The organism is Mycobacterium canetti CIPT 140010059 (assembly GCF_000253375.1).
GTDB classification, from domain to species: Bacteria; Actinomycetota; Actinomycetes; order Mycobacteriales; family Mycobacteriaceae; genus Mycobacterium; species Mycobacterium tuberculosis.
The window spans coordinates 2,135,802-2,161,836 of record NC_015848.1 but is presented as its reverse complement, the minus strand read 5'-3'; the positions used below and the strand labels follow the sequence as shown (position 1 = coordinate 2,161,836).

Sequence of the window (26,035 nt, the reverse complement as noted above, 5' to 3'; positions counted from 1 at the left end):
TTAGATAAACGGATGGCGGTCAACCGGCGAGTGCCCAGAGTGCGCGATCTGGCACCCCTGCTCCAGTTCAACAGGCCGCAGTTCGACACCTCCAAGCGCCGCCTGGGCGCCGCGCTGACCATCCAGGACCTGCGACGCATTGCCAAACGGCGTACCCCTAGGGCGGCGTTCGACTACGCCGACGGGGCTGCCGAGGACGAACTGTCCATCGAGCGTGCTCGACAAGGGTTCCGCGACATCGAGTTTCACCCGACTATCCTGCGTGACGTCACCACCGTGTGCGCCGGCTGGAACGTCCTCGGTCAGCCCACCGTCTTGCCATTCGGGATCGCGCCAACCGGGTTCACCCGCTTGATGCACACCGAGGGCGAGATCGCCGGCGCGCGGGCGGCGGCCGCGGCTGGGATCCCGTTTTCGCTATCCACCCTGGCCACCTGTGCCATCGAAGACCTCGTCATCGCTGTGCCGCAGGGCCGCAAATGGTTCCAGCTGTATATGTGGCGTGATCGAGACCGCTCGATGGCATTGGTGCGGCGCGCCGCCGCCGCGGGATTTGACACCATGCTGGTCACGGTCGACGTCCCGGTCGCCGGTGCCCGGCTACGCGATGTCCGCAACGGGATGTCTATCCCGCCGGCGCTGACGCTGCGAACCGTTCTCGACGCGATGGGACACCCGCGGTGGTGGTTCGACTTGTTGACCACCGAACCGCTGGCCTTCGCTTCACTGGATCGCTGGCCTGGCACCGTCGGCGAGTACTTGAACACCGTGTTCGACCCCAGCCTCACCTTCGACGATTTGGCCTGGATCAAGTCGCAGTGGCCGGGCAAGCTCGTTGTCAAAGGGATCCAAACACTCGACGACGCCCGCGCCGTGGTGGACCGCGGCGTCGACGGCATCGTGTTGTCCAATCACGGCGGCCGCCAGCTTGACCGGGCCCCGGTACCCTTCCACCTGTTGCCCCACGTGGCACGCGAACTGGGCAAACACACCGAAATCCTGGTGGACACCGGCATCATGTCGGGCGCCGATATCGTCGCGGCGATCGCGTTGGGGGCACGGTGCACGCTGATCGGGCGGGCCTACCTTTACGGGCTGATGGCCGGTGGTGAGGCGGGCGTCAACCGCGCGATCGAGATCCTTCAGACAGGTGTGATCCGGACCATGCGGCTACTGGGCGTGACCTGCCTTGAGGAGCTGTCACCTCGGCACGTGACACAACTGCGGCGGCTCGGCCCTATCGGGGCACCAACGTGAGGCCGCGGCCAGATCGGTAGCGTTGAATGCAGCTATGAATCTCAAGCGGGAATTCGTCCATCGCGTGCAACGGTTCGTGGTCAATCCAATCGGCCGGCAACTGCCGATGACCATGCTCGAAACCATCGGCCGCAAAACGGGACAGCCGCGGCGTACCGCGGTGGGCGGGCGCGTCGTAGACAACCAGTTCTGGATGGTGTCCGAGCACGGCGAGCATTCCGATTACGTCTACAACATCAAGGCCAACCCCGCCGTGCGGGTCCGCATCGGCGGCCGATGGCGCAGTGGGACCGCCTACCTGCTACCCGACGACGATCCGAGGCAGCGGCTGCGCGGCCTGCCCCGGCTGAACAGTGCCGGCGTACGCGCGATGGGCACCGACTTGCTGACCATCCGGGTGGATTTGGACTGACAGGGGTTGGCCGGAACCGGGGCTTAGGCCGCCGGAGCGCGCTTGCCCGAGCAATAGTCGCGGTTTGCCGCCACGCATTGCGGGTATGCGGTTGCTTGTGATCAAGCCGGAGCCACTGGCACGACGACTGCTTAAACTCGCCGGCACCACTTACGCGGCGGAGGCGGGAATCCGGATCAGGGACAAACCGATGCCGCTGTTTCAGCTGCTGGTGCTGTGCATGCTGGCCAGCAAGCCGATCGGTGCCGCCACGGCAGCACGTGCCGCCCGGGAATTGTTCTGCTCGGGCCTGCGGACACCCAAAGCTGTGCTGTCAGCAGAGCGACAAACGATGATCAGTGCGTTTGGCCGTGCCCACTACGTGCGGTATGACGAGAGCTCAGCCACCCGGCTCACCGCTATCGCTCACCGGGTTCGCGACGAGTACTCCGGTGATTTGCGGGAACTCGCCCAGCGCACACGACCCGACGTTTCGGCCGCCAAACGTATGCTCAAGACTTTCAACGGAATCGGCGACACCGGTGCCGACATTTTCTTACGCGAGGTCCAAGACGTCTGGATCTGGGTACGACCGTATTTCGACGATCGAGCCACCGCCGCGGCGAAGCAGCTCGGCTTGCCCACTGACCCGAAGAAGCTGGCGTCGGTGGCACCCAGCTCCAATGCGCTGCTCGCTGCTGCGTTAGTGCGAGTGGCGTTAGACGACGAGCTGCGCCTGCAGGTGACCGGTTGACCCAGGTACGCGACCGGCTCGTAGGCTGTCAAGCGGCACCGCACACAACAGGACGGAGCAGCAATTATGGCCAGCTCAACCACGTTCGTCATTGTTGGCGGGGGACTTGCCGGGGCTAAAGCCGTAGAGGCGTTGCGCCGCAGCGACTTCGGCGGTCGGATTATCTTGTTCGGCGACGAAGAGCACCTGCCCTACGACCGGCCGCCGCTTTCCAAGGAGTTTCTGGCCGGCAAAAAGTCGCTGAGCGACTTCACCATCCAGACCTCCGATTGGTACCGCGACCATGACGTGGATGTGCGGCTCGGCGTGCGGGTGTCGTCATTGGATCGGTCCGCACACACGGTAGAGCTTCCCGACGGCGCTGCGGTGCGCTACGACAAGCTGCTGTTGGCCACGGGATCGGCCCCACGGCGCCCACCAATACCTGGATCCGATGCCGCCGGCGTCCACTACCTGCGCAGCTACAACGACGCCGTGGCATTGAACTCCGTTCTGGTGCAGGGGTCTTCCCTCGCAGTGGTGGGTGCCGGCTGGATAGGCCTGGAAGTGGCCGCCAGTGCGCGTCAACGTGGCGTCGACGTCACCGTCGTCGAGACCGCCAAACAACCGCTGCTGGCCGCGCTCGGGGAAGCGGTTGGCAAAGTGTTTGCCGACCTACATCGAGATCAAGGGGTGGACTTACGGTTGCAGACCCAGCTCGAAGAGATCACTGCAGCCGACGGCAAGGCGACCGGGCTCAAGATGCGTGACGGGTCGACGGTTGCCGCCGACGCCGTGCTAGTCGCTGTGGGCGCGAAGCCCAACGTAGAACTCGCCCAACAGGCCGGGCTGGCGATGGGCGAGGGCGGTGTGTTGGTTGATGCATCGCTGCGCACCAGCGATCCCGACATCTACGCAGTCGGCGACATTGCCGCCGCTGAACACCCGCTATTGGGTACCCGCGTCCGTACCGAACACTGGGCCAACGCGCTCAAACAACCCGCGGTGGCGGCTGCCGGCATGCTGGGCCGGCCGGGCGAATACGCTGAACTGCCCTATTTGTTCACCGATCAATACGACCTCGGCATGGAGTACGTCGGCCACGCCCCCAGCTGTGATCGGGTGGTGTTCCGTGGCAACGTTGCCGGCCGCGAGTTCCTCTCCTTCTGGCTCGACGGCGACAGCCGGGTGCTAGCCGGGATGAATGTCAACGTCTGGGACGTGGTGGACGACGTCAAGGGCCTGATCCGGTCCGGGAACCCGGTCGACGTTGACAGGCTGGTTGATCCGCAGTGGCCGTTGGCGGACCTGACGACGAATTGACGTGTGTTGACCGCTACTCCACGGGTACCCAGGCATGATCGATAACGTCTGGCGGGCGCTGTGCCTGCAGGCGTTCTCGTTCGGCGCGCCGACGTTTGATTCGCAGCCGAGCGTCGGCCGGCGTGGTAATCAGTTCGTCGCAGGTCAGGTAGAACACGTCGTCAACGACGTCTATCACATCCGCCGCGACTCGTCGAGATCCCAACTCCCGCAATGTCATCCGGAGCTCATGGGTGAATCGGATGGTGGTGTCGTGCGCCAGCTCCCGGGCACTGCGCGTGCCGGCAGCCAGTCGCTGGATCAACGTCGCTGGGTGAGCTGGCCCGGCGGGCCGCGCGGCGATTTCGGCGGCTGTCTTCAGCAGTAGCGCCGGATCGTCGGCAAACGTCAGGTTAGCCAGCTCGGCTTCGCCTAACCCGCGGTGCCCTATCCGGGCAATGACCGCGTCAACTGCGGCGGCGGCGGGAGCAGACAGCGCGCGGATGCTGGCGAGGTTGCCGTCGTTGGCCAGCGCGCACAGCGGCGGGTCGGCGCGCAGCACCGCAGCCAGCGGAGCAATCTCGGCGCCGATTCTGCCACTTTCCATGATCATGCCCACTCCGGACACCGCGGAGCCTGCGCGGGTGTGCTCTAACGTCGCCGCTGTGACGCCCGTGTCGATCACCCACAGCACCGTAAGAATCCAGCCTTGGTGGATGCGATCACGCAACAGCCGAATCCGGACCTCCAAGCCGGCGTCCGGTAGCGAGGCAAGCTGCCCGGCAGCGAGGTGCTCGGCATCTGCGGCGGCAACATAGTGGTGTGTGTCGCTCCGGAGATGGCGCAGCAGGGCCAGCGACCGCGCCGTCACGACCACCTTCGCGACCGAGCCGAGCGGTCCGCCCGCAAGTTGCGGTCGACCAAACGGAAGCAGCTCAGTGACCTGCGGTTGCTCGCCCAGTGCCCGCCGGGCTACGGCCTGCGCGTCCCACCCCGGCAGTTGGGCGGCGGCCACAATATTGGCCGACACTCCGATATACGGGCGGTGACCGAACACCGCGATGGCTCTTCTCTCCCACTCATCGGCAACGACACCGCCAAGCGCCAGTACCCGACCCATCGCCCGACCGGCCGCGCGCAGTCCACTCAACTGGACATCCAGCGTCATCGGGGTCAGCGGACCCGGCAGCGCTTCGGCGAGACTGGCCGAGCTGAAGACCGGGAACCGCTCGTCGATACGGTCGTCGAACTCTCCCTCCAACCCTTCTGGAGCCGCGCTGCCCAAGGGTTCCCCGTGGGAAGGCACAGACCGCGGGGGCGCCTCCACCGGCAGTGCTAGTTGACCCGATCCGTTGGTCGCGCCTGCCGGGTGCAGTCTGCGGCCGACGAGGCCCCGCCCGGTGTCGACAATTGCTTCGGTCGCTTGCCAGCCGAACTCGAAGTTCCAATCCTCCTGCACGGCAGCGATATCCACCTCGGGAATCAATTGCTCCCAGCTGCGGACCCGACGTGTTCGCAAGTGCGGGTCCACGGATCGGAGCAGCCGCCACGCGGTGACCACATTGGTGGTGTCAGGGGTGGCCAGGTCAACGACACCGTTGCGGTCGGTATTCAGCGCCAAAACCAGGAAGCGGACCAAGTCGTCGAGATGTAGCACTCGTATCGGCCGTGCCGAGACTTTGCTCCGCAGCAGCGTGGCCACTGTCCGGCACACCATCCAATCGAGTTGGCGGCCGACCGGTGGCGCAATACGGATGACCAAGCTGGGTGCCCAACCGGTGGACACCAGCGTCTCAGCCTGCCGATATAGTTCGGGTCGCCCAGCGGCCTGAGAAACGAACAGCAGCCGGGCACCGGCGCGGGCGGCCGCGTTGGCCACATGTGCCAGTCCGGTGATGCCAACACCGCCCGGGGCGCTGGTGTCGACCGGGGCGAGATGGATCACCGCGTCGGCTTCGCCGGCTAACTCTTGCAGCACTGGGTTGCGCAACGACGCGCAAACATAGTCGACGCGGGGGTCCAGAGCATCGTGCGGGTGCTGGGCTATACCGCTCACCGTGTGTCCGGCAGCGATCAACTGCCGAGTGACCGACCGCCCGACGGCACCCGTGGCGTCGGTAACCAGGATCTGCACCCGGCCTCACCTCCCCCAACGTCTCCTCATGACAATAGGCACGTCAGTGTCGCTTGCGCGACCATTGCTTCTGGAACGTGACTCGTGCTGCCCGCCGGCTATCGCAGGGTCGCGGTGCCGTCGGGGGCGACGGCAACCTTGACGCCGGCGATGTCCTCGCGCACCGTTGCTTGCACCGATGCGGGATCGGTGATCACGGCCAAGCTGCGCGACCCGTCGGGCGTGCGCACCGCCAGGAACGCCTTCTCGGGTTGTCCGTCCCGGTTGACTGGTGTGGTCCACGCTTCGACGGTGCCGATGCCTTCCCACTCGACCAACCCATCTCCGGTGGGCTCCCTATCGACCGCGGGTTGCATGTCCTCCCAGCGGAATTCCGACGGCGGCTCGGTGCCGTAGACCCCGAAACTGTGTTTGGTCAGGTAACCGCCGTTGGCGGTGATCAGACCTCGGCGCCCGGGATTGGCCGCCAGCAGTTCAGCCATGGTGGCGATGGAGTGCGTGACGTAATTGCTCCACGGCCCGCCGGCGAAGGTCAGGCCCCCGGTGACGGTCAGCGGGCGGGCAGGATCGTCGGTGTCCAGGCCGAGTTCGATTGCGGCGACTTGGACAGCGGAGGGAAAGCACGAATACAGGTCGACGTATTCGATGTCATCGAGCCCCAGCCCAGCCAGTTCCAGCGCCCGGGCACCGGCGATCCGAATGGCCGTCGACCGATGCAGTCGGTGGCGGTCGGCGACGGCCGGTGTGTCGTGGGCGTCGGTGCCAGCCTGTGGATAAACCCAGCGTTCGGCCGGTATTCGCAGACGTGTCGCACGTTCGACCGACGTCAGCAGCAGCGCGGCACCCTGGTCAACCATGTTGTTGGAGTTCATAAGCTTGGTGTAGGGCCAGCTGACCATCCGGTTCTGTGGGCCGGGCTGCCAGATCTCGTCAGCCGTAACCGGGTTGCGGATCCACGCGTGCGGGTTGTCAGCAGCTACGGCACTGAACCGCGCCCACAGCTCGCCGATCCGCTTTCGGTGGTTCTCGATCGACTCGCCGTAGGCGATGCGCAGCGCCTGCTCGAATATCGGGTACACGTAGGCCGGCCGGTCCAGGTTGATCCGCAGCTCAGCCGCACCGGCCATCGGAACGTCGTCGCCGGCCATGTCCGGCAGCGGAACGGATTCGTCCTGCACAGTCCACTCCAGTTTGCTGCCCTTGGCGCGCAGGCCCGTTCGGGTGCGCCAGGTTTCGGCGCCAGCCAGCAGCACCACGCCGGCCCGCCCGCGCTGGATGTCCAGGCATGCCCGGTTGACCAGGGATTGCGGCATGTTGCCGCCCACCCCGCTGTAACCGGTGGTGAAGGTCCTCGCCTTGATTCGTTCGCCGAGGAGCTGCCCGGGATTCCGGTAATGCGCCGACAGCATGTGCACCACACGGATCGAATCCACCGCCTCGAGCACCGTCGAATCCGCGGCTTTCCGGGCCGCGGCGGCCATCAGGTCGACGGGTTCGATGGACTGCTTCTCGGCGTCGATGTCGTCTCGGTGGTTGACCTGTCCATAGCCGATCAGCACTGGCGTCCTGGGGTCTACCGGCATGGCTTGAACCTAGCCCGGCGACGATGCGGGTCGTGGAACGGCCCGAGGAGGAGCCGGGCAATTGGGGCTAGCCCGGCGACGATGCGGGTCGTGGAACGGCCCGAGGAGGAGCCGGGCAATTGGGCCTAGCCCGGCGACGATGCGGGTCGTGGAACGGCCCGAGGAGGAGCCGGGCAATTGGGCCTAGCCCGGCGACGATGCGGGTCGTGGAACGGCCCGAGGAGGAGCCGGGCAATTGGGCCTAGCGCGGCGACCCCGAACCGATCGAGCAGACCGGGCAACGGAACGAGGAGGGGCACCGCCGGCTTGCGGGTCGAAAAGCTTTAGCTGCCCGAATGCGTCACCCCGATGCGCCCAGATCGGGGCTTCGCAGATAAAGCACGAACAGGCGGGCAAAACGTCGATCTCGGAGCCGGAAGGGCAATCAGCCGACCGTCGACGAACGACACCGGCGAGACCACTTAGGCAGTGACGGCCGGCCCGAACATTACGCGCTCGTTGATTAGGCGTTCGGTCTCGTCCGCGGTCATGCCGAGCAGCTTGCGGCAGATCTGAACGCTGTCCTGTCCGGGCAGCGGCGCCGGGCGTTGGGGTGCCTGCGGAATGTGACGAAACGGAGCCGGACCCGTCTCGGCGGGCAGCGGACGGGCGATCAGCGGATGCACCATGTCGCGGAACAGGTTTCGCTCGATCAGCTGGGGATCCTCGAGGATATCCGACGGGCGATTCATCGGGCCGGCCGCAACTCCGGCCGCCTGCAGCGCGCCGGCCGCTTGCACCGGGGTACGGGTGCTGGTCCAGGCCGACACTGCGGCCACCAACTCCGAACGGTTGGCCACGCGTGACCGGCTTGCCCCGAAGCGTGGGTCGTTCGCCAATTCAGGCTGGCCGAAAACAGATGTCGCGCGACGCCATTCATCGTCGGAGCGGATTGAGATGACGCACCATTCGTCGTCGCCAGCACAAGGGTAGACCGCATGCACACTGGTGTCCGGGTGGATCTCGGCAACGTCGGTCGCTCGGGCGGCCTCGGCAACGAACATGGTGTCTAGCTGATTGACGACGACTTCGGCCTGGGAGATGTGGACGTGGGCTCCGCCGCCAGTTCGATCGCGGTGGATCAGGGCCGCCAGCGCGAGCAGGGCACCGACCCGCCCGACAACGTGGTCGGGGAAGATCGTCGTCGCGTCGTAGAAGGGATGCCGAGAGTTGTCCGGCTGCGCCTCATCGGATGTCCAAACACGGGTGACCCCGGTGGCGGCGCGCACCAGTGGCCCGTAGCCCATCCGGGTGCTCCACGGCCCTCGGTTCCCGAATGCACTACTCCCGGCGAGCACGATCCGGGGGTTGAAGGCGTGCAGTACATCGTAGGAAAACCCAAGTGAGGTAAGGGTTCCCGGTTTGAAGTTGGCGAACACCGCGTCGGATTCAGCGACCAGGCGACCGAAGATCGCTTTGCCCTCGCTGTTGCGCAGGTCCAGGCCCAGCGCGAGGTGATTGCGATGGGTCCACGCGAATGATTCACTCATCGCATCCCCGACTCGGGTCTGCCGCAACCCGTCGGGGTGGTCGGCACTTTCGACCTTGATGACCTCGGCGCCCAAGTCGCCGAACAGCCGGCTGAGCTCGCCGCCGGCCACGATGATGCCCAGATCAAGAATCCGCAGACCTTCGAATGGATAGCCGCCGACCCGGCCTGAGGGTGGGGGCACCGGCGCTGGATCCGCGAGCCAGCGCGGTTCGTCCTGCCCCGCGGCGGGGGCCGGAGTACGGAAACCGGCGCGCTTCCCGTCGACAACGAAGTATCCGGTAGGCACCCCGGTGCGCACCCCCGGAACGAGCTCGGCATCGGTGATCGCACCCACCGCCTGGAAGTGTTCGGAGGCCAGGATTCTCGACGGTGTCAGCACCGCGGTAATGGGAACCCCGAGCGCTTGGCCGGCTGCCACCAACTCCTTCATGGTCTTCTCGGCGCACAACTTCGCGACCAACACGCTGATCTGCGGCCATGCGGCCAAACGTGCGCCGATCACGTCGTACTTGGGGTCCTGAAAATCTTCGGGCTCCCCCAACCAGCGGCGCAGCCCGCGCCACTGCCGCGGCGCCATCACGCAGAACCGTACGTAGCCGTCCCGGCACGGATAAATCGGGTAAGCGTCCTGGTTCTTGGGCCGTCCCCGCCATCGCCCGGTGCTGCGGATGCCGGCTGCGACCTGCCCGTGCGCCCCGAAGGGGGGATCCAACGCCATAACGACGGCGTCAAACCGGGAGAAGTCGATGTAATCCCCAGTACCACAACGTAATCGGTTGAAATAGGCGACCAGTACGGCCCAGGCTGCCTGCACCGCTGCGGTTGCCGAAGCGATACCGTCCGGCGGCAGTACCGGCGTGCCGGCGGTAGGGCCCGACCGCGAGAGAGCACCACTCATCGCGTACAGCACCGGATCGGTCGCGCGCCATGACGACCGCGGACCGGCAGCGCCAAAGTCGGTGATCGACAGCGCCACCAGGTGTCGGTAGCGATCGGCCAACTCGGCACACGATGCCCCGTACGCGGCGGCCTGTCCCGGAAGACCACAGTCGACGACGATGTCGGCGCTGGCGGCGAGGTCCAAGAACCGCCGACGGTCGCTCTCGTCGAGCGGGTTGAGCACTGCGCTGCGTTTGTTCGCGTTGTGCATGGCGAACCCGATGCTGGTGCCGGCCAGCGTGGGCCGCACGTGGCGTCCTGGGCTGCCGCCGGGGGGTTCCACCTTGAGAACGTCTGCGCCCAGGTCGGCGAGCAGTCGTGTCACCATATCGGTGCCTCCAGCAGAACAGCCGTCGGACAAGTCGAGCACACGCACGGCATCGAGCAATCGTTCGGGCACGTGCACACCGTAGCTGTTTCATCGCCGTTCGCGGCTACCGTGACTACACGGGCGCGACCGCATTGGACGGCGGCTAAGGCCCGCCGAGCGAAGGGACGACAGTGCCAGGCAGGACATCCATCGGCGTCAAGATCCGGGACAAGGTCCAGGACAAAGTAATCGCCATCACCGGCGGCGCCCGGGGAATCGGATTGGCCACAGCGGCCGCGCTGCACAACTTGGGAGCCAAGGTCGCTATCGGCGACATCGATGAGGCGATGGCGAAAGAGTCGGGTGCCGATCTCGACCTCGACATGTACGGCAAACTCGATGTCACCGACCCGGATTCGTTTTCGGGATTCCTCGACGCCGTCGAGCGCCAACTCGGCCCGATCGACGTGCTGGTCAACAACGCCGGCATCATGCCCTTGGGGCGGATTGTCGACGAACCAGACCCGGTAACCCGCCGAATCCTGGACATCAACGTCTACGGGGTGATCTTGGGTAGCAAGCTGGCGGCGCAGCGGATGGTCCCGCGCGGGCGGGGACACGTTATCAATGTCGCCTCGCTTGCCGGGGAAATCTACGCCGTAGGCGTGGCCACTTACTGTGCCAGCAAGCACGCGGTGGTCGCGTTCACCGATTCGGCCCGGCTTGAATACCGTTCGGCCGGCGTGAAGTTCTCGATGGTGTTGCCGTCGTTTGTCAACACCGAGCTCATTGCGGGCACCGGTGGGATCAAAGGATTCAAGAACGCCGAGCCGGCCGATATCGCCGACGCGATCGTCGGGCTGATTGTTCATCCCAAACCGCGGGTGCGGGTCACGAAAGCGGCTGGCTCGATGATCGTGGCACAGCGGTTCATGCCGCGCCAGGTTTCCGAGGGCTTGAACCGACTCCTCGGCGGCGAGCATGTCTTCACCGACGATGTCGACATGGAGAAGCGCAGGACCTACGAGGCTCGGGCTCGCGGCGAGGAGTGACCGTTGCGCCGCGCCGGCTGGCGTGGACCAACGCGCGTCAGAGCTACCCTGTGCGGGTGGCGCATGTGTTGTCGGTCAACCTGGCTCGTGTTCGGGCGAACCCTGATCCGCGCGCGCAGTCGAAGTTGACCGGAATCGACAAAGTGGCGGCATCTGAGGCGGTCATGGTGCGGGCACCCGGGTCGATGCATGCGGGTGTCGGCAGCGGCCTGGTTGGCGACACCGTCGGCAACCCGAAGCTCCATGGCGGTGATGATCAGGCCGTCTATGCGTATGCGCGAGAAGACCTCGACGCGTGGGAAACCCAGCTTCACCGCACCCTTCACAACGGAATGTTCGGCGAGAATCTGACCACCTCGGGCGTCGACGTGACGTACGCGCGGATTGGTGAACGCTGGCGCATCGGCTCCGACGGATTGGTGTTGGAAGTCTCGGCGCCCCGGATCCCGTGCCGGACCTTCGCGGCCTTCCTGGATTTGCGTTATTGGATCAAGACCTTCACCCGGGCCGCCAAACCAGGCGCCTACCTACGGGTGATCGCTCCCGGAACAGTGCGCGCCGGCGACACAATCACCGTCGATTACCGCCCTGAGCACAACGTGACCGTCGGGCTCGTGTTTCGCGCCCGAACCTCTGAATCGGAGCTGCTTCCCCAGCTGTTGGCGGCAGACGCGCTCGCAGCCGAGCTCAAGGCCTACGCGCGAGAGCGGACACCGAGCCCTCCGCCGGTAGACTCTGCTGACGATGTCTGACCACTTGACTGCTTGCGCAGCCGTTCATCCAGGTCCACTGGTGTCGCACCTCTCGGTGATGCACCGGTTCCGGATATATGTCGACATCGCCGTCGTCGTCCTGGTGCTGGTACTGACGAACCTGATCGCGCATTTCACCACACCGTGGGCGAGCATCGCCACCGTCCCGGCCGCCGCGGTCGGACTGGTGATCTTGGTGCGGAGTAGAGGCCTGGGCTGGGCTGAACTCGGACTGAGCCGCCAACACTGGAAATCCGGGCTCGTCTATGCGCTAGCGGCCGTTGCCCTGGTGGTGGCGGTGATCTCGGTAGGTGTCCTGCTGCCGATAACCCGGCCGATGTTCATGAACCATCACTACGCGACGATCTCCGGCGCGGTGATCGCCTCGATGGTCATGATCCCGCTGCAAACCGTCATCCCCGAAGAGCTGGCCTTCCGCGGTGTGTTGCATGGGGCGCTGAATCGGGCTTGGGGATTCCGGGGTGTCGCGGTGGCGGGTTCGGTGCTGTTCGGTCTGTGGCATATTGCGACGTCGCTGGGGCTCACGAGCAGCAATGTCGGCTTCACTCGACTGTTCGGTGGCGGGATCATCGGGCTGGTGGCCGGTGTCATGCTGGCGGTGTTGGCCACCGGAGTGGCCGGATTCGTGTTCAGCTGGCTGCGACGGCGCAGCGGCAGCCTGATCGCACCGATCGCACTGCATTGGTCGCTGAACGGGATGGGTGCCCTGGCCGCTGCCCTGGTCTGGCACCTGTCGACCTGAGCTCGGTCAGATCAGCAGCACGGCGGCACCGGCGATGCGGCCGGCGCTCAGGTCGCCCAGCGCACGATCGGCTTGGCCAAGCGGGTACTCCGGCGTGGTGACCTCGATGTGATGCTGGGCGGCGAAGTCGAAGAACGCGCGCGCATCGGCGCGGGTGTTCGACGTGACCGACCGGATCTGACGCTCCTGGAACAAGTGCTGCTGGTAGTTCAGGTCCGGAATATCGGTCAGGTGGATCCCGGCGATCGCCAAGATGCCGCCACGGTCCAGCGCTTCCAGCGCGGGCAGCACCAGATCCCCGACCGGGGCGAATAAGATCGCGGCGTCCAGCGGCACGGGTGGCCGGTCGGCGGCGTCCTGAGCCGATGCAGCGCCAAGTTGCAGCGCCAGCTTGCGCGCGCGGGCCCCGCGTGTCATCACATGTATTTCGGCGCCTTGCGCCAACGCGACCTGGGCGGTGATGTGGGCACTGCCGCCGAATCCGTAGAGACCCAGCCGGCCACCGGGTGGTAGCTCGGTGCGCAGCAGCGATCGATATCCGATGATGCCGGCGCACAACAACGGCGCCAGCTCGCTGTCGCTATAGCCGCTCGGCAGATGGTGCGCGAAAGCCGCAGGAACCGTCGTGAATTCGGCGTATCCCCCGTCGGCGTCCCAGCCGGTGTAGCGGGATTGCGGGCAGAGGTTCTCGCTGCCGCGCCGGCAGTACTTGCAGACCCCGCAAGTGTGACGCAGCCAGGCGATACCCACCCGGTCTCCTCGGTCGAATTCGCCACCGGCAGCCGCGCCCACCGCTGAGCCCACCTCAATGACCTCTCCCACTACCTCGTGGCCGGGAATCACCCGTTCGCGGTGCACGGGCAGGTCACCTTCGGTCACGTGGAGATCGGTGCGGCACACCCCGCATGCGTGCACGGCCACCAGCAACTCCGATGGCGCCGGGCGCGGCACCCGGGTGGTCACTCGTTCGAGCGGGCCGGTGTCCATCGGGCCGGGCCGACGCACCTGCCACGCACTCATCGTCGCCGTGGTCGCCGGTGAGACCATCACTCCATCATGCCGCTACCCGTCGCCGGCCGCCGCAGTCACACTCAATTTGCCTGGCCGACAACAGTTTGGCGCTAGGTCTTGCGCACCATGCCGACGATCCACAGCAGGACGACAGCCCCGCCCAGGGCGACGAAGAAGGTGAACCAGTACCCGCCATGGTTGACGTCGACGCCCAGCGCGTTAAGGACCAAGCCGGCGCCGAATGCCCCGACGACGCCGATCACAACGTTCATCAGGATGCCCGAGCCGCCCCCCTTAACGATCTTGCTGGCGAGCCAGCCGGCGATACCGCCGATGACGATGTAGCCGAGCCAACCTATACCCGTCTTGCCGTCGAGGTTCATGGCGAAAAATTCGGTTGTTGCCGTGATGTCCATGCGGTTCTCCTTGCAGACGCTGGCTTAGCCCAGCACAGGGCCGTGATATCGGTATACCGCTTCTGCGTAACGATTTGAGGGTAGTGACGGTGTCGGTGGGTTGTGGCGTGATCAAACGTGTGTGGCGCCCCACGGTGTTTTCGTGGGCGCTTTTCTGCTGTTCAGCGGTGCTTTCAGGTGGAGTTCAACGGTGTCGGCGTTTCGCACGGTGCACTGAAAGACGCGCACACGACCCGCTGCCCGTCCCCGGCGCGACCTATGGAGAACCGGAAGCGGTACAAGTCGCCAACCACGACCCACCACCGGTTGGCACCTGAACAACGTTCGCGCCGGCGCCAAGAACGCCGCGTTGGCCGGCGGCGCTCCATGGACGCCGCTGCGCCGGCTCAAGAGCGCCCGGCCGCGCTGACACCCCGCCCAGGGGTATCACTTGGGGTGCGGCCGGATCCGGTCAGGCCGGTAAGGTCCGCTGCGGTGTCGGTGTCGTCGGGGTAGGAGCGACTTCCCCGGCCGGCGCCGGCGCCGGAGCGGGCTCTGCAGGAGCCGGTGCCGGCGCCGGCGGCGGGGCGACCAAAGGCCGGATCGATTCGGCCAGCGCCTTGGCCGCGCCCTTGTCCACCGGGTTGTTGGCGGTCCCGAGCCATACCACAAACCAGCGCTGAGGGGGCCCGGCGTCCGGTGCGTTCGCCGCGGGCGAGCCGATTACGCCCGTCCAGATCTGGCCGTTCGGCTTACTCGGATCGCTGAACTTGACTTCGTAATACGACGCGCTTCCAGACACCCCGTTGGCGTCGAGCGAGACGGTTTCCTGGTTGATCCGGGTGCCCGGGTAGGGCATATAGAACTCACCCATGTCCGAGCCCAACCGGGCCGCGGCCTTGGAGTCGGTGGCTTCGGCGCTGGCGTAAAGCTTTTGGTCTAGCCGGCCGAGCACGATACGGGTGTCATTGGCCACCGGCGGCGGCTGTCCGGGAAATGGCGGGTCCCCGGTGGTTTTGCTGAGGAGTGCTGAACCGTAGTCGAGGTGGGCGGCGTCAGACTCCACCCAGCCAGCAGGCAGCGCGAAGCTGAATCCTCCAACCGGGTTGTCGATCCGGACAGGTTGGGGTGCGTTTGGGGCAATGACAGGTGGCGGCGGTGCGTTCGGGTCGGCCGGCGGAGGTGCTGCGTTGGGATCGCCCGGCTGGGCATTCGGCGTGTTGGCGGCGGCCGGTGGTGGGGGGGCAACAGGTGTCGCCGGTGCGGGTGGCGCTGCAGCGGTCGACGGCGGCGAGGCGGCCGTTGTGGGTACCGGGGGCGCTGGCTCCGGATCGGCGTTGGCGGTCGCGGGCACCGCAACGGTCACCAGGCTGGCGCTGGCCATCGCCGCGATAGCCAGTGCCGCCAATCGTCCCTTGCGACGTGTCAAGTTGGGGTCCACCTGATGCATGGCGAAGAACCTACCGTGTTAACGGCGCGACGCAAGGACGGCGCGGGTCGGCTCATGAACTGGCGTGTCGGTGGGGTGCCGGGTGCAGGGCCACTTCCTGCGCCTTGACGCTGAACCACACGCGCGATCCGGGCGCCACACGCAGTTCGGTGGCGGCATCGACGGTGATGCATGCGGCAAGGCCAGGCGCGCCACCAGGCTGATCATGCCCGCGCACCAGGACCGTGGGTCCGCGGGTATCCACCTCCGCCACCGTCAGCCCGACGATATTGCGCGGGCTTCCGTGCGGCGGTTCCGGATACACCGCCACCGCCGTCGGCGGGAACACCGCGATTGCCTCATGCCCAGTAGGCAAATCCTGGACCGGGGTGCCGTACCAGTGGGCGCCGGACTGGGTGCGCAGCGAGCCGTCCGGACCAATGGTCCCATTGACCAGGTTGACTCCGGCGATACGGGCTCCGAAACGACTGCGAGGTGCGGTAAGCACATCGGCAACCGGGCCGATCTCGGCGATCGTGCCGGACTCGAGCACCAATACCCGGTCGGCCAGCGTGAACACGTCCAGCAGGTCATGGGTCGTCAGGACTACCGCGCAACCGCTCCTCGCGACGACACTACGCAACACCGAACGGATACCCGCGGCCGCGGCCACATCGAGTCCGGTCAGCGGCTCGTCGAGCAGCAACACATCCGGTTCGGCCGCCAACGCTCGCGCGATGGCGACGCGCTGGGCTTGGCCCCCGGATAGCTGACGAGGCTTACGGTCGGCGAACTGCTCGGCGTTCACCTCGCGCAGCCATCGCAGTGCCGACGCCCTTGTCCTAGCGCGCCCGGACCCAAACATCCCGCGACGGCATTGTGGTCCGAAGGCCACGTTTTTGGCCACGCTCAGGTGTGGAAACAACAACGGGTCTTGCAACAGCAGCCCGACTCGACGGTCGTGGGTCGCCACATTCACCCCGGCCTCGGTGTCGGTCAACACCCGGTCCCCCAAACGTACCAAGCCCGCGTCGGGGCGAAGCAGCCCCGCGATAACATGCAGGGCGGTGGACTTGCCCGCACCGTTGGGCCCGAGCACTGCAAGCACCTCGCCCGCGGACACCGAGAATTCGACGTCCAAACGCCGGTCGGCGACGACCGCGCGCAGCTGCAGCTTGCTCATGACCGGCTACCTGGTATCGGTCCCGATCGGCGTACGAGCACCCACACCCAGCACCACCAGTGCCGCTACCACAACGAGCAGCAGTGACAATGCCACCGCCGCGTCCGGATCGGTCACCCGCTGCAGGTAAATCTCCAGCGGAAGGGTACGGGTGACCCCTTGCCGGGAACCGGCAAAGGTTAGGGTCGCGCCAAACTCTCCGAGCGAGCGGGCAAACGCCAGTACTGATCCGGACACCACGCCCGGGAGCAGCAACGGCAGGGTCACGCGCCACCAGACAGTGCCGGGCCGCGCCCCAAGTGTCGCCGCCACCACCTCGTAGTCGGCTCCGGCGGTGCGGGCTGCACCCTCTAGGGAAATCACCAGATACGGCAGCGAGACAAAGGTCTGCGCCAGCACCACAGCCGCGGTACTGAATGCGATGCTGATGCCGGCCGCCTCCAGGTAGCGCCCGATCAGGCCAAGCCGGCCGAACGCGTAGAGCAACGCGATACCCCCGACTACCGGCGGCAGCACCAGCGGTAACAGGATCAGCGGTCGTAACGACCGCACCAGTCGTCCGCGGCTGCGGGCCAGCACCAGCGCCATCGGGACGCCCAGCAGTACGCACAGCACCGTGCTGGCCGCGGCGGTCTTCACGCTCAACAGCAGGGCCGTTTGAGAAGACGGAGTAGTGATCAGCGCCCAGAAACGCGGCCAATCGACCCGGATGGCGATCGCGACCAGCGGCATTGCCACGAACACGATCCCCGCGATCGCCGGGAGATATACCCAACGAGGCAGATCCGTAGGCGGGTGCATCGTCAGGGCTTGGCGAAACCCGACTGATCCAGGATCCGCCGACCTGCCGCAGCGGTCACCATGGCCACGAACTGCCGGGCCAGAGCGGGCTGGGAGGTCCGCTTTAGCACCGCGATGGCGTAGACATTGACCACACCCGCGGCTTCGGGAAATCTGACACACGTCACTTTGGTGGCAACGCTGAGCGCGTCACTGACATAGACCAGCCCGGCATCGGCTTGCCCGGTGATGACCTTGTTCAGAACGTCGGTCACGCTAAGTTCCTCACTGACCGGGTTGAGATGAATCCCGGTTGCATCTTCGATGCGCCGGGTCGCCGATCCGCATGGCACCGACGGCTGGCAGACCACCACGTTGAGCCCCGGCCGCGTGAGGTCGGCAAAAGATCGGATCTTCTTGGGATTGCCTGCGGCGGCAACGATGACCATCGTGTTGGTGGCGAAGTTTGTCGGATGACCGGCCAGCAACCCCGCCTTGGCCACACTGTCCATTTGCGCGGTGTCCGCAGATGCAAAGACGTCGGCGGTCGCGCCCTGGGTCAGCTGGGTGGCCAACTCAGAAGAACCAGCGAAAGCGAAGTTGACGTTAACCCCTGGGTTGCCGGCTTTGAACTGCTCACCGATCTGAGTGAACGCAGACTGCAGCGAGGCAGCAGCGAACACCACGATCGACCGGGCACCCTGCGTCGGCCCGGCTGGCGACGATGCGGGTGAATTCGATCCACATGCCACCAGGCCCGCGACCAGCATCGCCGACACTAGGCCAGTTGGCAGTCCGATCCAACGCACTGGCCAAACCTAATGGTTACCAAGATCGTCTGCGCGTCGTGGCGGTGCGGAGTTTCCCCGAATAGCTACTGTCCAGTAACATCTACCGGAGCTTACGCCATCACGATGCAATTCCAGGCAACGGTCCAGGGTCTGGGTTCAGCGTTGAACACGAGGAGGTCATGGCAGTGGAGGTGCTGGTCACCGGCGGGGATACCGATCTCGGGCGCACAATGGCTGAAGGCTTTCGCAACGACGGCCACAAGGTCACCCTGGTGGGTGCCCGCCGCGGCGACCTCGAGGTCGCCGCGAAGGAACTCGACGTGGACGCCGTTGTGTGCGACACCACCGACCCGACCAGCCTCACCGAGGCACGGGGACTGTTCCCCCGTCACCTGGACACCATCGTCAACGTGCCAGCGCCGTCCTGGGATGCCGGTGACCCGCGCGCCTACTCGGTGTCCGACACGGCCAACGCCTGGCGCAATGCGCTCGACGCGACGGTGCTCTCGGTGGTGCTGACGGTGCAATCCGTGGGCGATCACCTGCGCTCCGGCGGCTCGATTGTCAGCGTGGTGGCGGAGAACCCGCCTGCCGGTGGCGCCGAGTCCGCGATCAAAGCGGCCCTCTCGAATTGGATCGCGGGCCAGGCCGCCGTTTTCGGCACGCGCGGGATCACCATCAATACAGTCGCTTGCGGCCGCAGCGTGCAGACCGGTTACGAAGGGCTTTCGCGCACACCCGCGCCCGTCGCGGCCGAGATTGCGCGGCTGGCGCTGTTCCTTACCACCCCTGCGGCTCGCCACATCACCGGCCAGACGCTGCACGTCAGCCACGGCGCGCTGGCTCACTTCGGCTGAACCTTTCGCTTCACCGGCCGATCGCTACGGTAGGTAGTGTGACTATTCGGCTGGGTCTACAGATCCCCAACTTCTCCTACGGCACAGGGGTGGAGAAGCTTTTCCCGTCCGTCATCGCTCAAGCGCGTGAGGCCGAAGCGGCTGGTTACGACTCCCTGTTTGTGATGGACCACTTCTACCAACTGCCCATGTTGGGGACGCCCGACCAGCCGATGCTGGAGGCCTACACGGCCCTTGGTGCGCTGGCCACGGCGACCGAGCGGCTGCAACTGGGCGCGTTGGTGACCGGCAATACCTACCGCAGCCCGACCCTGCTGGCAAAGATCATCACCACGCTCGACGTGGTTAGCGCCGGTCGAGCGATCCTCGGCATTGGAGCCGGTTGGTTTGAGCTGGAACACCGCCAGCTCGGCTTCGAGTTCGGCACTTTCAGTGACCGGTTCAACCGGCTCGAAGAGGCGCTACAGATCCTCGAGCCAATGGTCAAGGGTGAGCGCCCAACGTTTTTCGGCGATTGGTACACCACCGAATCGGCGATGGCCGAGCCGCGGTATCGCGACCGCATCCCAATCTTGATCGGCGGCGGTGGTGAGAAAAAGACATTCGCGATCGCCGCCCGCTTTGCCGACCATCTCAACATCGTGGCGGCGGTCGACGAGCTGCCGCGCAAGATGCGGGCGCTGGCCGCGCGGTGCGACGAGGCCGGCCGGGACCGGTCGACGCTTCAGACCAGCCTGCTGTTGACGGTGATGATCGACGAGACACTCTCGCCAGATGCGATTCCCGCGGAGATGAGCGGTCGCGTGGTGGTGGGCAGCCCGGCACAGATCGCCGACCAAATTCAGGCCAAGGTGCTCGATGCCGGTGTCGACGGATTAATCATCAACTTGGCTCCGCACGGCTATCTGCCCGGGGTCATCACCACCGCCGCTGAAGCGCTGCGCCCGCTGCTGGGTGTGTAGCCACCGGGGGCCGGTGACGCAGGCACGCTGTGGTGTGGCTGATGACACATGTCCTCAACTGGGCCTGCAGCGGTCGGGTTGACTACCGTAGTAGCTAACTGAACTCGCTCATCGAGGTGACCCCGTCAGGAGCAGCGGAACATGAGTCCCCAGCAAGAACCCACAGCGCAACCACCTCGTAGGCATCGAGTTGTGATCATCGGATCTGGGTTCGGCGGGCTAAACGCGGCAAAGAAGCTCAAGCGGGCCGACGTTGACATCAAGCTGATCGCGCGCACCACCCATCACCTGTTCCAGCCGCTGCTGTACCAAGTGGCCACCGGGATTATCTCCGAGGGAGAAATCGCTCCGCCGACCCGGGTCGTGCTGCGTAAGCAGCGCAATGTCCAGGTACTGTTGGGCAACGTCACCCACATCGACCTGGCCGGGCAGTGCGTCGTCTCGGAATTGCTCGGTCACACCTACCAAACCCCCTACGACAGCCTGATCGTCGCCGCGGGTGCTGGCCAGTCTTATTTCGGCAACGACCATTTCGCCGAATTCGCACCCGGCATGAAGTCCATCGACGACGCGTTGGAGTTGCGTGGCCGCATATTGAGCGCTTTCGAGCAAGCCGAACGGTCCAGCGATCCGGAACGGCGGGCCAAGCTACTGACATTCACCGTTGTCGGGGCTGGCCCCACCGGTGTTGAAATGGCCGGACAGATCGCCGAGCTGGCCGAGCACACGTTGAAGGGCGCATTCCGGCACATCGACTCGACCAAGGCGCGGGTGATTCTGCTTGACGCCGCCCCGGCGGTGCTGCCACCGATGGGCGCAAAGCTCGGTCATCGGGCGGCTGCCCGGTTGCAGAAGCTGGGCGTGGAAATCCAGCTGGGTGCGATGGTCACCGACGTCGACCGCAACGGCATCACCGTCAAGGACTCCGACGGCACCGTCCGGCGCATCGAGTCGGCCTGCAAGGTCTGGTCGGCCGGGGTTTCGGCCAGTCGGTTGGGCAGGGACCTTGCCGAGCAATCACGGGTTGAGCTCGACCGGGCCGGCCGGGTCCAAGTGCTGCCCGACCTGTCCATTCCCGGGTACCCGAACGTGTTCGTGGTGGGCGATATGGCCGCTGTGGAGGGTGTGCCGGGTGTGGCGCAGGGCGCCATCCAGGGGGCGAAATACGTCGCCAGCACGATCAAGGCCGAACTGGCCGGCGCCAACCCGGCGGAGCGTGAGCCATTCCAGTACTTCGACAAGGGATCGATGGCCACGGTTTCGAGGTTTTCGGCGGTGGCCAAGATCGGTCCCGTTGAGTTCAGCGGCTTTATCGCCTGGCTGATTTGGCTGGTGCTGCACCTGGCGTACCTGATCGGGTTCAAGACCAAGATCACCACTCTGCTGTCGTGGACGGTGACTTTCCTGAGTACTCGCCGCGGCCAGCTGACCATCACCGACCAGCAGGCATTTGCGCGAACGCGGCTCGAACAGCTGGCCGAGCTGGCCGCCGAGGCGCAGGGCTCAGCGGCAAGCGCTAAGGTGGCCAGCTAGCGTTAGCCAGGCAACCGGTCAGCCTGCCAGGTACTCAGTGTTCCGCCACCCGCCAACGCCAAAACGGTCGACCGTGCGTCGATGGCGTCGGTGAATGCCGTCGCCGGATAGCGCAGCTCGCTGATAGTGGCGCGCGGCGCCGCAATGACGTCGTCGGCCAAAGACCCGGCACCCAGTTCCACCCGGTGCCGCAGCAGGGGACGACCATGCCGATCGGCCTGCAGCGATGACGACCAAAATCCTCCGCGCTCATTGCATCTGCCAATCTGCACGCGCTCGCGCAAGCGGACCCGACCGTCGTCGTGCAGGCGCAAGGTGGCATGCGACAGATGCCGGGCTGAGGCGGCGACGACCGTCGGCTCCAGGTCCACATCCAGGGTGCCGGTCACGTCGATCTCCCAGTGAGCATGCGACGTCAGGGTATCCACGCCGGGCAAGGCCACCGTCGCGGCGGCACTACGCAGCCGTAGCTGGGCACCCCGTTCCACGATCACCCGGATTCTCATGGTGTCACCGCCCAGCGGGGTCGCGGCCGCCGACACCAGGTGCACCGTGTCGGGCGCGGTTCGGCGTGCCTGGACACCGCCCCGACAGTCGATGCGCGGCAACCGATTCGGCGACGCGACCACCAGAACACTAGACTCCATCGGCGGCCAGTTGACTACGAACCCAGGCCACGACATCGCTGGCAGCTGGGTCCTCGGTCAACGATTGCAGCACCGTCGGGCGGCCGTCGCGCACCGCGTCCGCATCGCGGGCCATCACCGCCAGGTCGGCGCCCACCAATGCAGCCAGGTCAGTCTTGTTGACTACCAACAAATCCGAATAGGTCACCCCCGGCCCGCCCTTGCGCGGCACCTTGTCGCCGCCGGCAACGTCAATGACGAAGATCTGCGCATCCACCAGCCCCGAAGAGAAGGTGGCCGTGAGGTTATCGCCGCCGGATTCGACCAGGATCAGGTCCAACGCGTCGTGGGCGGCCATCAACTCGTCGATCGCATCCAGGTTGGCGGTGATGTCGTCGCGGATCGCGGTGTGCGGGCAGCCGCCAGTCTGCACGGCCGCGATCCGGTCGTCTGGCAGCACCGCATGTGTGCGCAAGAAGTCGGCGTCTTCGGTGGTGTAGATGTCGTTGGTCAGCACCGCCAGCGACAGCTCTCCCCGCAATTGCCGGCACAGCGCCGCCACCAGTGCGGTCTTGCCGGAGCCGACCGGGCCGCCGACGCCGATGCGCAGTGGCTCGCCCGGTTTGCGGACCCGCCTTGGCCGAGCGGGCACGGTGTGCGAGTGGGAATGGGAATGCGTTGCCATGCCTTACCTTTCAGGAAACGAACAGGGGACGCTCGCGCTCGGCGTGCCGCTGGGCGAGCGTGTCCAGCAGCGGATCAGACAAGTCTGCCAGTCCGGCTGTGGCCTCCTGCGCGATCTGCTCGCACAGTTCGGACAGCTGGAAGGTCACCACGGTCACTTCGGCGGGATCTAGCGCCAGCAGTCGCTGGGCGGCGATGGCCGAGCCGGTCATTGTGATGTAGACGAGGTGCAAGGCGTTGTGCTCGGGCGCCAGCCCGCTCAGCGCGCCGACCCGTCCGGCCACAACCGCCAGATGCGGCCTCGGGCCCAGTTCCTCCCAGCCGGAATCGGGCCACACCCGCCGTGCCAGCCTGATCAGCCCGCGGCCCTGGCTGCGTGAGGCGTGTCTGGCCGCGGGAGCCGGTGTGCGCGCGTCGGTTTCCCGGTCGGCGTCGTCGACGGCCAGCTCGCCCCGGTGCACCGCGGCCGCGATGGACGCCGTCAGCAGGCCGTGGGTGCGGACCCGCCGTTTCAGGAACGCTTCCAGGGTGGCCAGGCCGGTCACCATGCCGGCGGCGATGGCTTCTTCGATGCCGCCCGAGTGCACGTGCGCACCCGTGGGCAGCCGCGAGTCGGCGAGGGTGAGCAGCACGGCCAGCGAGGTCATTAGAACAGGAAATACCGTTGTGTCATAGGTAGTTTGGCGGCCGGCTGCGGTTGCCACACCTGGCCGTCGATTCGCACGGTGAAGGTGTCGGGATCGACCTCGATGCTCGGTAGGGCATCATTGAGCGGCAGGTCGGTCTTGCCCACTGCGCGCACGTCGGCCACCGGCGCTAGTCCCCGATTGACCGCGAGCCGGTCCGCCAGGCGCGCGTCGATGGATTGCGGCGCGACGAAGTGCACCGAGGTCGCCGCCGCGGTTGCCGCGGCCGCGCCGAACATCGGTCGCGGGAGCACCGGTTGCGGGGTCGGGATTGACGCGTTCGCATCGCCCATCGCCGCCCAGGCGATCGCCCCACCTTTGAGCACGACGTGCGGGCGAACCCCGAAAAACGCCGGCTCCCACAACACCAGGTCGGCCAACTTTCCCACCTCCACCGAACCGATCAGGTGATCCATGCCGTGTGCGATGGCCGGGCAGATGGTGTATTTGGCGATGTAGCGGCGGACCCGGTTGTTGTCGGCGGCTTGGCTACCAGACGGGTCACCTTCCAGTGCCCCGCGGCGGGCTTTCATCACGTGCGCGGTCTGCCAGGTGCGCAGCACCACCTCGCCGACACGGCCCATCGCCTGGGAATCGCTGCCAATCATCGAGATTGCCCCCATATCGTGCAACACATCTTCTGCCGCAATGGTGGACGGTCGGATCCGGCTTTCGGCAAACGCGAGGTCCTCCGGGATCCGGGGGTTGAGGTGGTGGCACACCATCAGCATGTCGAGATGCTCGTCAAGGGTGTTCACCGTATGCGGGCGGGTCGGATTGGTCGAGCTGGGCAGTACATTCGGTTGCGCCGCGACGGTAATGATGTCCGGTGCGTGCCCGCCGCCGGCGCCCTCGGTGTGGTAGGCGTGAATCGAACGTCCGGCGATCGCGCCGATGGTGTCCTCGACGAATCCGGTCTCATTGAGAGTGTCGGAGTGCAGCGCAACCTGCACCCCGGCCACGTCGGCGACCGCCAAGCAGGTGTCGATGGCCGCCGGGGTCGATCCCCAGTCTTCGTGGAGTTTGAAACCCGATGCGCCACCGCGCAACTGTTCCCACAGTGCGTCGGGATTCACGGTGTTTCCCTTGCCGAGCAGCGCGAAGTTCACCGGCCAACCGTCCAGTGACTCCAGCATCCGGGCCAGGTGCCACTCGCCGGGAGTGACTGTGGTGGCCTTGGTGCCCTCGGCGGGTCCGGTGCCACCGCCGATGATCGTGGTGGTGCCCGCGGCCAAGGCTTCGACGATGATCTGCGGACAGATCAAGTGCACGTGACAGTCGACGGTGCCTGCGGTGACGATTCGACGGTTGCCGCTGATGATTTCGGTGGACGGCCCGACGACGAGATCCCGATGCACACCTGTCATGATGTCGGGATTGCCGGCCTTTCCGATCCCGACGATGCGGCCATCGCGAATCCCGATGTCGGCCTTGATGATTCCCCAGTAGTCGATGATCACCGCACCGGTGATCACGGTGTCGGGGGCACCGTCGGCCCGGCTCGCACGGCCCTGGCCCATGGACTCGCGCAGCACCTTGCCGCCGCCGAACACCGCCTCGTCACCGGCCAGTCCCGGTCCCCCACACCGGTCTTCGGTGACCTCAACCAGCAGGTTGGTGTCGGCCAGCCGTATCCGGTCGCCGGTGGTAGGTCCGTACAGCTGTGCGTAGCGCTCCCTTGACAGTCGCGCCATCAGCGGTCCAACCGTCCGGGCGGATTTAGCGTCAGACCGGGTACCTCGCGCCGTCCGCCCAACGGAACCAACCCGACGATTTGGGGAATGCCCGGCTCGAAGCGCACCGCTGTCGCCGCCGGGATGTCCAGACGGTAGCCGTGGGCCGTCGCACGGTCGAATGACAGCGCCCGATTGGCCTGCGGGAGATGGACGTGGCTACCGACCTGCACCGGACGATCGCCGGCGTTGATGATCCGCATCTGCAGGCGGGAGAGTGCCGCGGCGTTCATCTCGATATCACCACTGCCGTAAAAGATTTCTCCGGGAATCATGCGATCGGCTGATGCACGGTGACCAACTTGGTGCCGTCCGGAAACGTCGCCTCCACCTGTACCTCGGCGAGCATCTCCGGCACTCCCTCCATCACATCGTCACGGCCGAGCACCTCACGCCCGGATGCCATCAACTCTGCGACGGTGCGGCCGTCACGCGCGCCTTCCAGGATGTGGTCGGTGATCACCGCGATGGCTTCCGGATGATTGAGGCGCAGGCCGCGGGCCCGACGCCGGCGGGCCAACTCGGCGGCGTAGGACAACAGCAAACGCTCCTGTTCGTGCGGCGTCAGGCGCATGCTCTGCGATCCTGCCACGCCGCGGCAGGTTCAACGGTTTCGAG

Annotated in this window: 25 protein-coding genes; 10 read left to right on the top strand and 15 right to left on the bottom strand. The window is 66.0% G+C overall.

The features are described from left to right. Nucleotides 1-12 precede the first annotated feature (12 nt). The 4 genes from lldD to MCAN_RS09835 all read left to right on the top strand — a co-directional run bounded on the left by lldD (nt 13) and on the right by MCAN_RS09835 (nt 3,704). Nucleotides 13-1,257, top strand: coding sequence for a quinone-dependent L-lactate dehydrogenase (gene lldD, locus MCAN_RS09850; RefSeq protein ID WP_014000990.1), 1,245 nt, complete (start codon nt 13-15; stop codon nt 1,255-1,257). Nucleotides 1,258-1,279: 22 nt separating this feature from the next. Beyond that, a complete protein-coding gene (locus MCAN_RS09845) occupies nt 1,280-1,669 on the top strand; it encodes a nitroreductase family deazaflavin-dependent oxidoreductase (RefSeq protein WP_003409380.1) in 390 nt (129 codons plus the stop codon). A gap of 85 nt (nt 1,670-1,754) precedes the next feature. Continuing rightward, entirely contained in the window at nt 1,755-2,402 is a 648-nt protein-coding gene (locus MCAN_RS09840; RefSeq protein ID WP_003409378.1) for a hypothetical protein, read from the top strand. 66 nt (nt 2,403-2,468) lie between these two features. Next, nucleotides 2,469-3,704, top strand: coding sequence for an NAD(P)/FAD-dependent oxidoreductase (locus tag MCAN_RS09835; RefSeq protein ID WP_014000989.1), 1,236 nt, complete (start codon nt 2,469-2,471; stop codon nt 3,702-3,704). 13 nt (nt 3,705-3,717) lie between these two features. Here the strand turns inward: MCAN_RS09835 and MCAN_RS09830 are convergent, their stop codons facing one another. The 3 genes from MCAN_RS09830 to MCAN_RS09820 form a co-directional block, all read right to left on the bottom strand. Then, nucleotides 3,718-5,817 carry an NAD(P)H-binding protein gene (locus MCAN_RS09830; RefSeq protein ID WP_014000988.1) on the bottom strand — a complete coding sequence of 700 codons (2,100 nt, stop codon included), beginning with the start codon at nt 5,815-5,817 and terminating at the stop codon, nt 3,718-3,720. A 98-nt stretch (nt 5,818-5,915) separates the two neighbouring features. After that, the gene (locus tag MCAN_RS09825) at nt 5,916-7,400 is read right to left on the bottom strand and encodes an acetyl-CoA acetyltransferase (RefSeq protein ID WP_014000987.1); all 1,485 of its coding nucleotides are present in this window, start codon (nt 7,398-7,400) and stop codon (nt 5,916-5,918) included. Nucleotides 7,401-7,861: 461 nt separating this feature from the next. After that, a complete protein-coding gene (locus MCAN_RS09820) occupies nt 7,862-10,276 on the bottom strand; it encodes a CaiB/BaiF CoA-transferase family protein (RefSeq protein ID WP_003900424.1) in 2,415 nt (804 codons plus the stop codon). A gap of 95 nt (nt 10,277-10,371) precedes the next feature. On the opposite strand from MCAN_RS09820, the gene MCAN_RS09815 reads away from it, so the two are divergent. The 3 genes from MCAN_RS09815 to MCAN_RS09805 all read left to right on the top strand — a co-directional run bounded on the left by MCAN_RS09815 (nt 10,372) and on the right by MCAN_RS09805 (nt 12,747). Then, on the top strand, nt 10,372-11,232 hold the full coding sequence (locus MCAN_RS09815; protein WP_014000986.1) for an SDR family oxidoreductase: 861 nt from the start codon (nt 10,372-10,374) through the stop codon (nt 11,230-11,232). A gap of 65 nt (nt 11,233-11,297) precedes the next feature. After that, nucleotides 11,298-11,984 carry an MOSC domain-containing protein gene (locus tag MCAN_RS09810; RefSeq protein WP_003911693.1) on the top strand — a complete coding sequence of 229 codons (687 nt, stop codon included), beginning with the start codon at nt 11,298-11,300 and terminating at the stop codon, nt 11,982-11,984. Beyond that, complete coding sequence (locus tag MCAN_RS09805; RefSeq protein WP_003899053.1) at nt 11,977-12,747, top strand: CPBP family intramembrane glutamic endopeptidase; 771 nt, start codon at nt 11,977-11,979, stop codon at nt 12,745-12,747. Before MCAN_RS09810 ends, MCAN_RS09805 begins: the two co-directional genes overlap by 8 nt. Before the next feature lie 6 nt (nt 12,748-12,753). Here the strand turns inward: MCAN_RS09805 and MCAN_RS09800 are convergent, their stop codons facing one another. The 6 genes from MCAN_RS09800 to modA form a co-directional block, all read right to left on the bottom strand. Next, nucleotides 12,754-13,794 (bottom strand): zinc-binding alcohol dehydrogenase family protein, encoded by a 1,041-nt coding sequence (locus MCAN_RS09800; RefSeq protein WP_003409345.1) that lies wholly within the window; start codon nt 13,792-13,794, stop codon nt 12,754-12,756. Between the two features lie 74 nt (nt 13,795-13,868). Next, on the bottom strand, nt 13,869-14,174 hold the full coding sequence (locus tag MCAN_RS09795) for a GlsB/YeaQ/YmgE family stress response membrane protein (protein WP_014000985.1): 306 nt from the start codon (nt 14,172-14,174) through the stop codon (nt 13,869-13,871). 451 nt (nt 14,175-14,625) lie between these two features. Further along, entirely contained in the window at nt 14,626-15,603 is a 978-nt protein-coding gene (gene apa, locus MCAN_RS09790; protein WP_003409337.1) for an adhesin Apa, read from the bottom strand. A 52-nt stretch (nt 15,604-15,655) separates the two neighbouring features. After that, complete coding sequence (locus MCAN_RS09785) at nt 15,656-16,765, bottom strand: sulfate/molybdate ABC transporter ATP-binding protein (protein WP_014000984.1); 1,110 nt, start codon at nt 16,763-16,765, stop codon at nt 15,656-15,658. Between the two features lie 6 nt (nt 16,766-16,771). Next, on the bottom strand, nt 16,772-17,566 hold the full coding sequence (locus MCAN_RS09780; protein ID WP_003409329.1) for an ABC transporter permease: 795 nt from the start codon (nt 17,564-17,566) through the stop codon (nt 16,772-16,774). A 2-nt stretch (nt 17,567-17,568) separates the two neighbouring features. Next, nucleotides 17,569-18,354 (bottom strand): molybdate ABC transporter substrate-binding protein, encoded by a 786-nt coding sequence (gene modA / locus MCAN_RS09775; protein ID WP_014000983.1) that lies wholly within the window; start codon nt 18,352-18,354, stop codon nt 17,569-17,571. 161 nt (nt 18,355-18,515) lie between these two features. On the opposite strand from modA, the gene MCAN_RS09770 reads away from it, so the two are divergent. The 3 genes from MCAN_RS09770 to MCAN_RS09760 all read left to right on the top strand — a co-directional run bounded on the left by MCAN_RS09770 (nt 18,516) and on the right by MCAN_RS09760 (nt 21,688). After that, entirely contained in the window at nt 18,516-19,193 is a 678-nt protein-coding gene (locus tag MCAN_RS09770; protein WP_003409323.1) for an SDR family oxidoreductase, read from the top strand. Nucleotides 19,194-19,231: 38 nt separating this feature from the next. Next, entirely contained in the window at nt 19,232-20,155 is a 924-nt protein-coding gene (locus MCAN_RS09765) for an LLM class F420-dependent oxidoreductase (RefSeq protein WP_003409319.1), read from the top strand. A 141-nt stretch (nt 20,156-20,296) separates the two neighbouring features. Then, complete coding sequence (locus MCAN_RS09760) at nt 20,297-21,688, top strand: NAD(P)/FAD-dependent oxidoreductase (RefSeq protein ID WP_014000982.1); 1,392 nt, start codon at nt 20,297-20,299, stop codon at nt 21,686-21,688. 2 nt (nt 21,689-21,690) lie between these two features. On the opposite strand, the gene MCAN_RS09755 is transcribed toward MCAN_RS09760, so the two are convergent. The 6 genes from MCAN_RS09755 to MCAN_RS09730 are packed head-to-tail and all read right to left on the bottom strand — an operon-like array spanning nt 21,691 to nt 25,991. Beyond that, nucleotides 21,691-22,335 carry an urease accessory protein UreD gene (locus tag MCAN_RS09755; RefSeq protein WP_041180084.1) on the bottom strand — a complete coding sequence of 215 codons (645 nt, stop codon included), beginning with the start codon at nt 22,333-22,335 and terminating at the stop codon, nt 21,691-21,693. Then, nucleotides 22,325-22,999, bottom strand: coding sequence for an urease accessory protein UreG (gene ureG / locus MCAN_RS09750; RefSeq protein ID WP_014000980.1), 675 nt, complete (start codon nt 22,997-22,999; stop codon nt 22,325-22,327). The genes MCAN_RS09755 and ureG overlap by 11 nt, the downstream gene beginning before the upstream one ends. A 10-nt stretch (nt 23,000-23,009) precedes the next feature. Continuing rightward, nucleotides 23,010-23,645 carry an urease accessory protein UreF gene (locus tag MCAN_RS09745; protein WP_014000979.1) on the bottom strand — a complete coding sequence of 212 codons (636 nt, stop codon included), beginning with the start codon at nt 23,643-23,645 and terminating at the stop codon, nt 23,010-23,012. Then, nucleotides 23,645-25,378, bottom strand: a complete 1,734-nt coding sequence (locus MCAN_RS09740) for an urease subunit alpha (RefSeq protein WP_014000978.1) — start codon at nt 25,376-25,378, stop codon at nt 23,645-23,647. Before MCAN_RS09740 ends, MCAN_RS09745 begins: the two co-directional genes overlap by 1 nt. After that, a complete protein-coding gene (locus MCAN_RS09735) occupies nt 25,378-25,692 on the bottom strand; it encodes an urease subunit beta (protein ID WP_003409308.1) in 315 nt (104 codons plus the stop codon). Before MCAN_RS09735 ends, MCAN_RS09740 begins: the two co-directional genes overlap by 1 nt. Further along, nucleotides 25,689-25,991, bottom strand: coding sequence for an urease subunit gamma (locus tag MCAN_RS09730; RefSeq protein ID WP_014000977.1), 303 nt, complete (start codon nt 25,989-25,991; stop codon nt 25,689-25,691). The genes MCAN_RS09735 and MCAN_RS09730 overlap by 4 nt, the downstream gene beginning before the upstream one ends. Nucleotides 25,992-26,035: the final 44 nt, after the last annotated feature.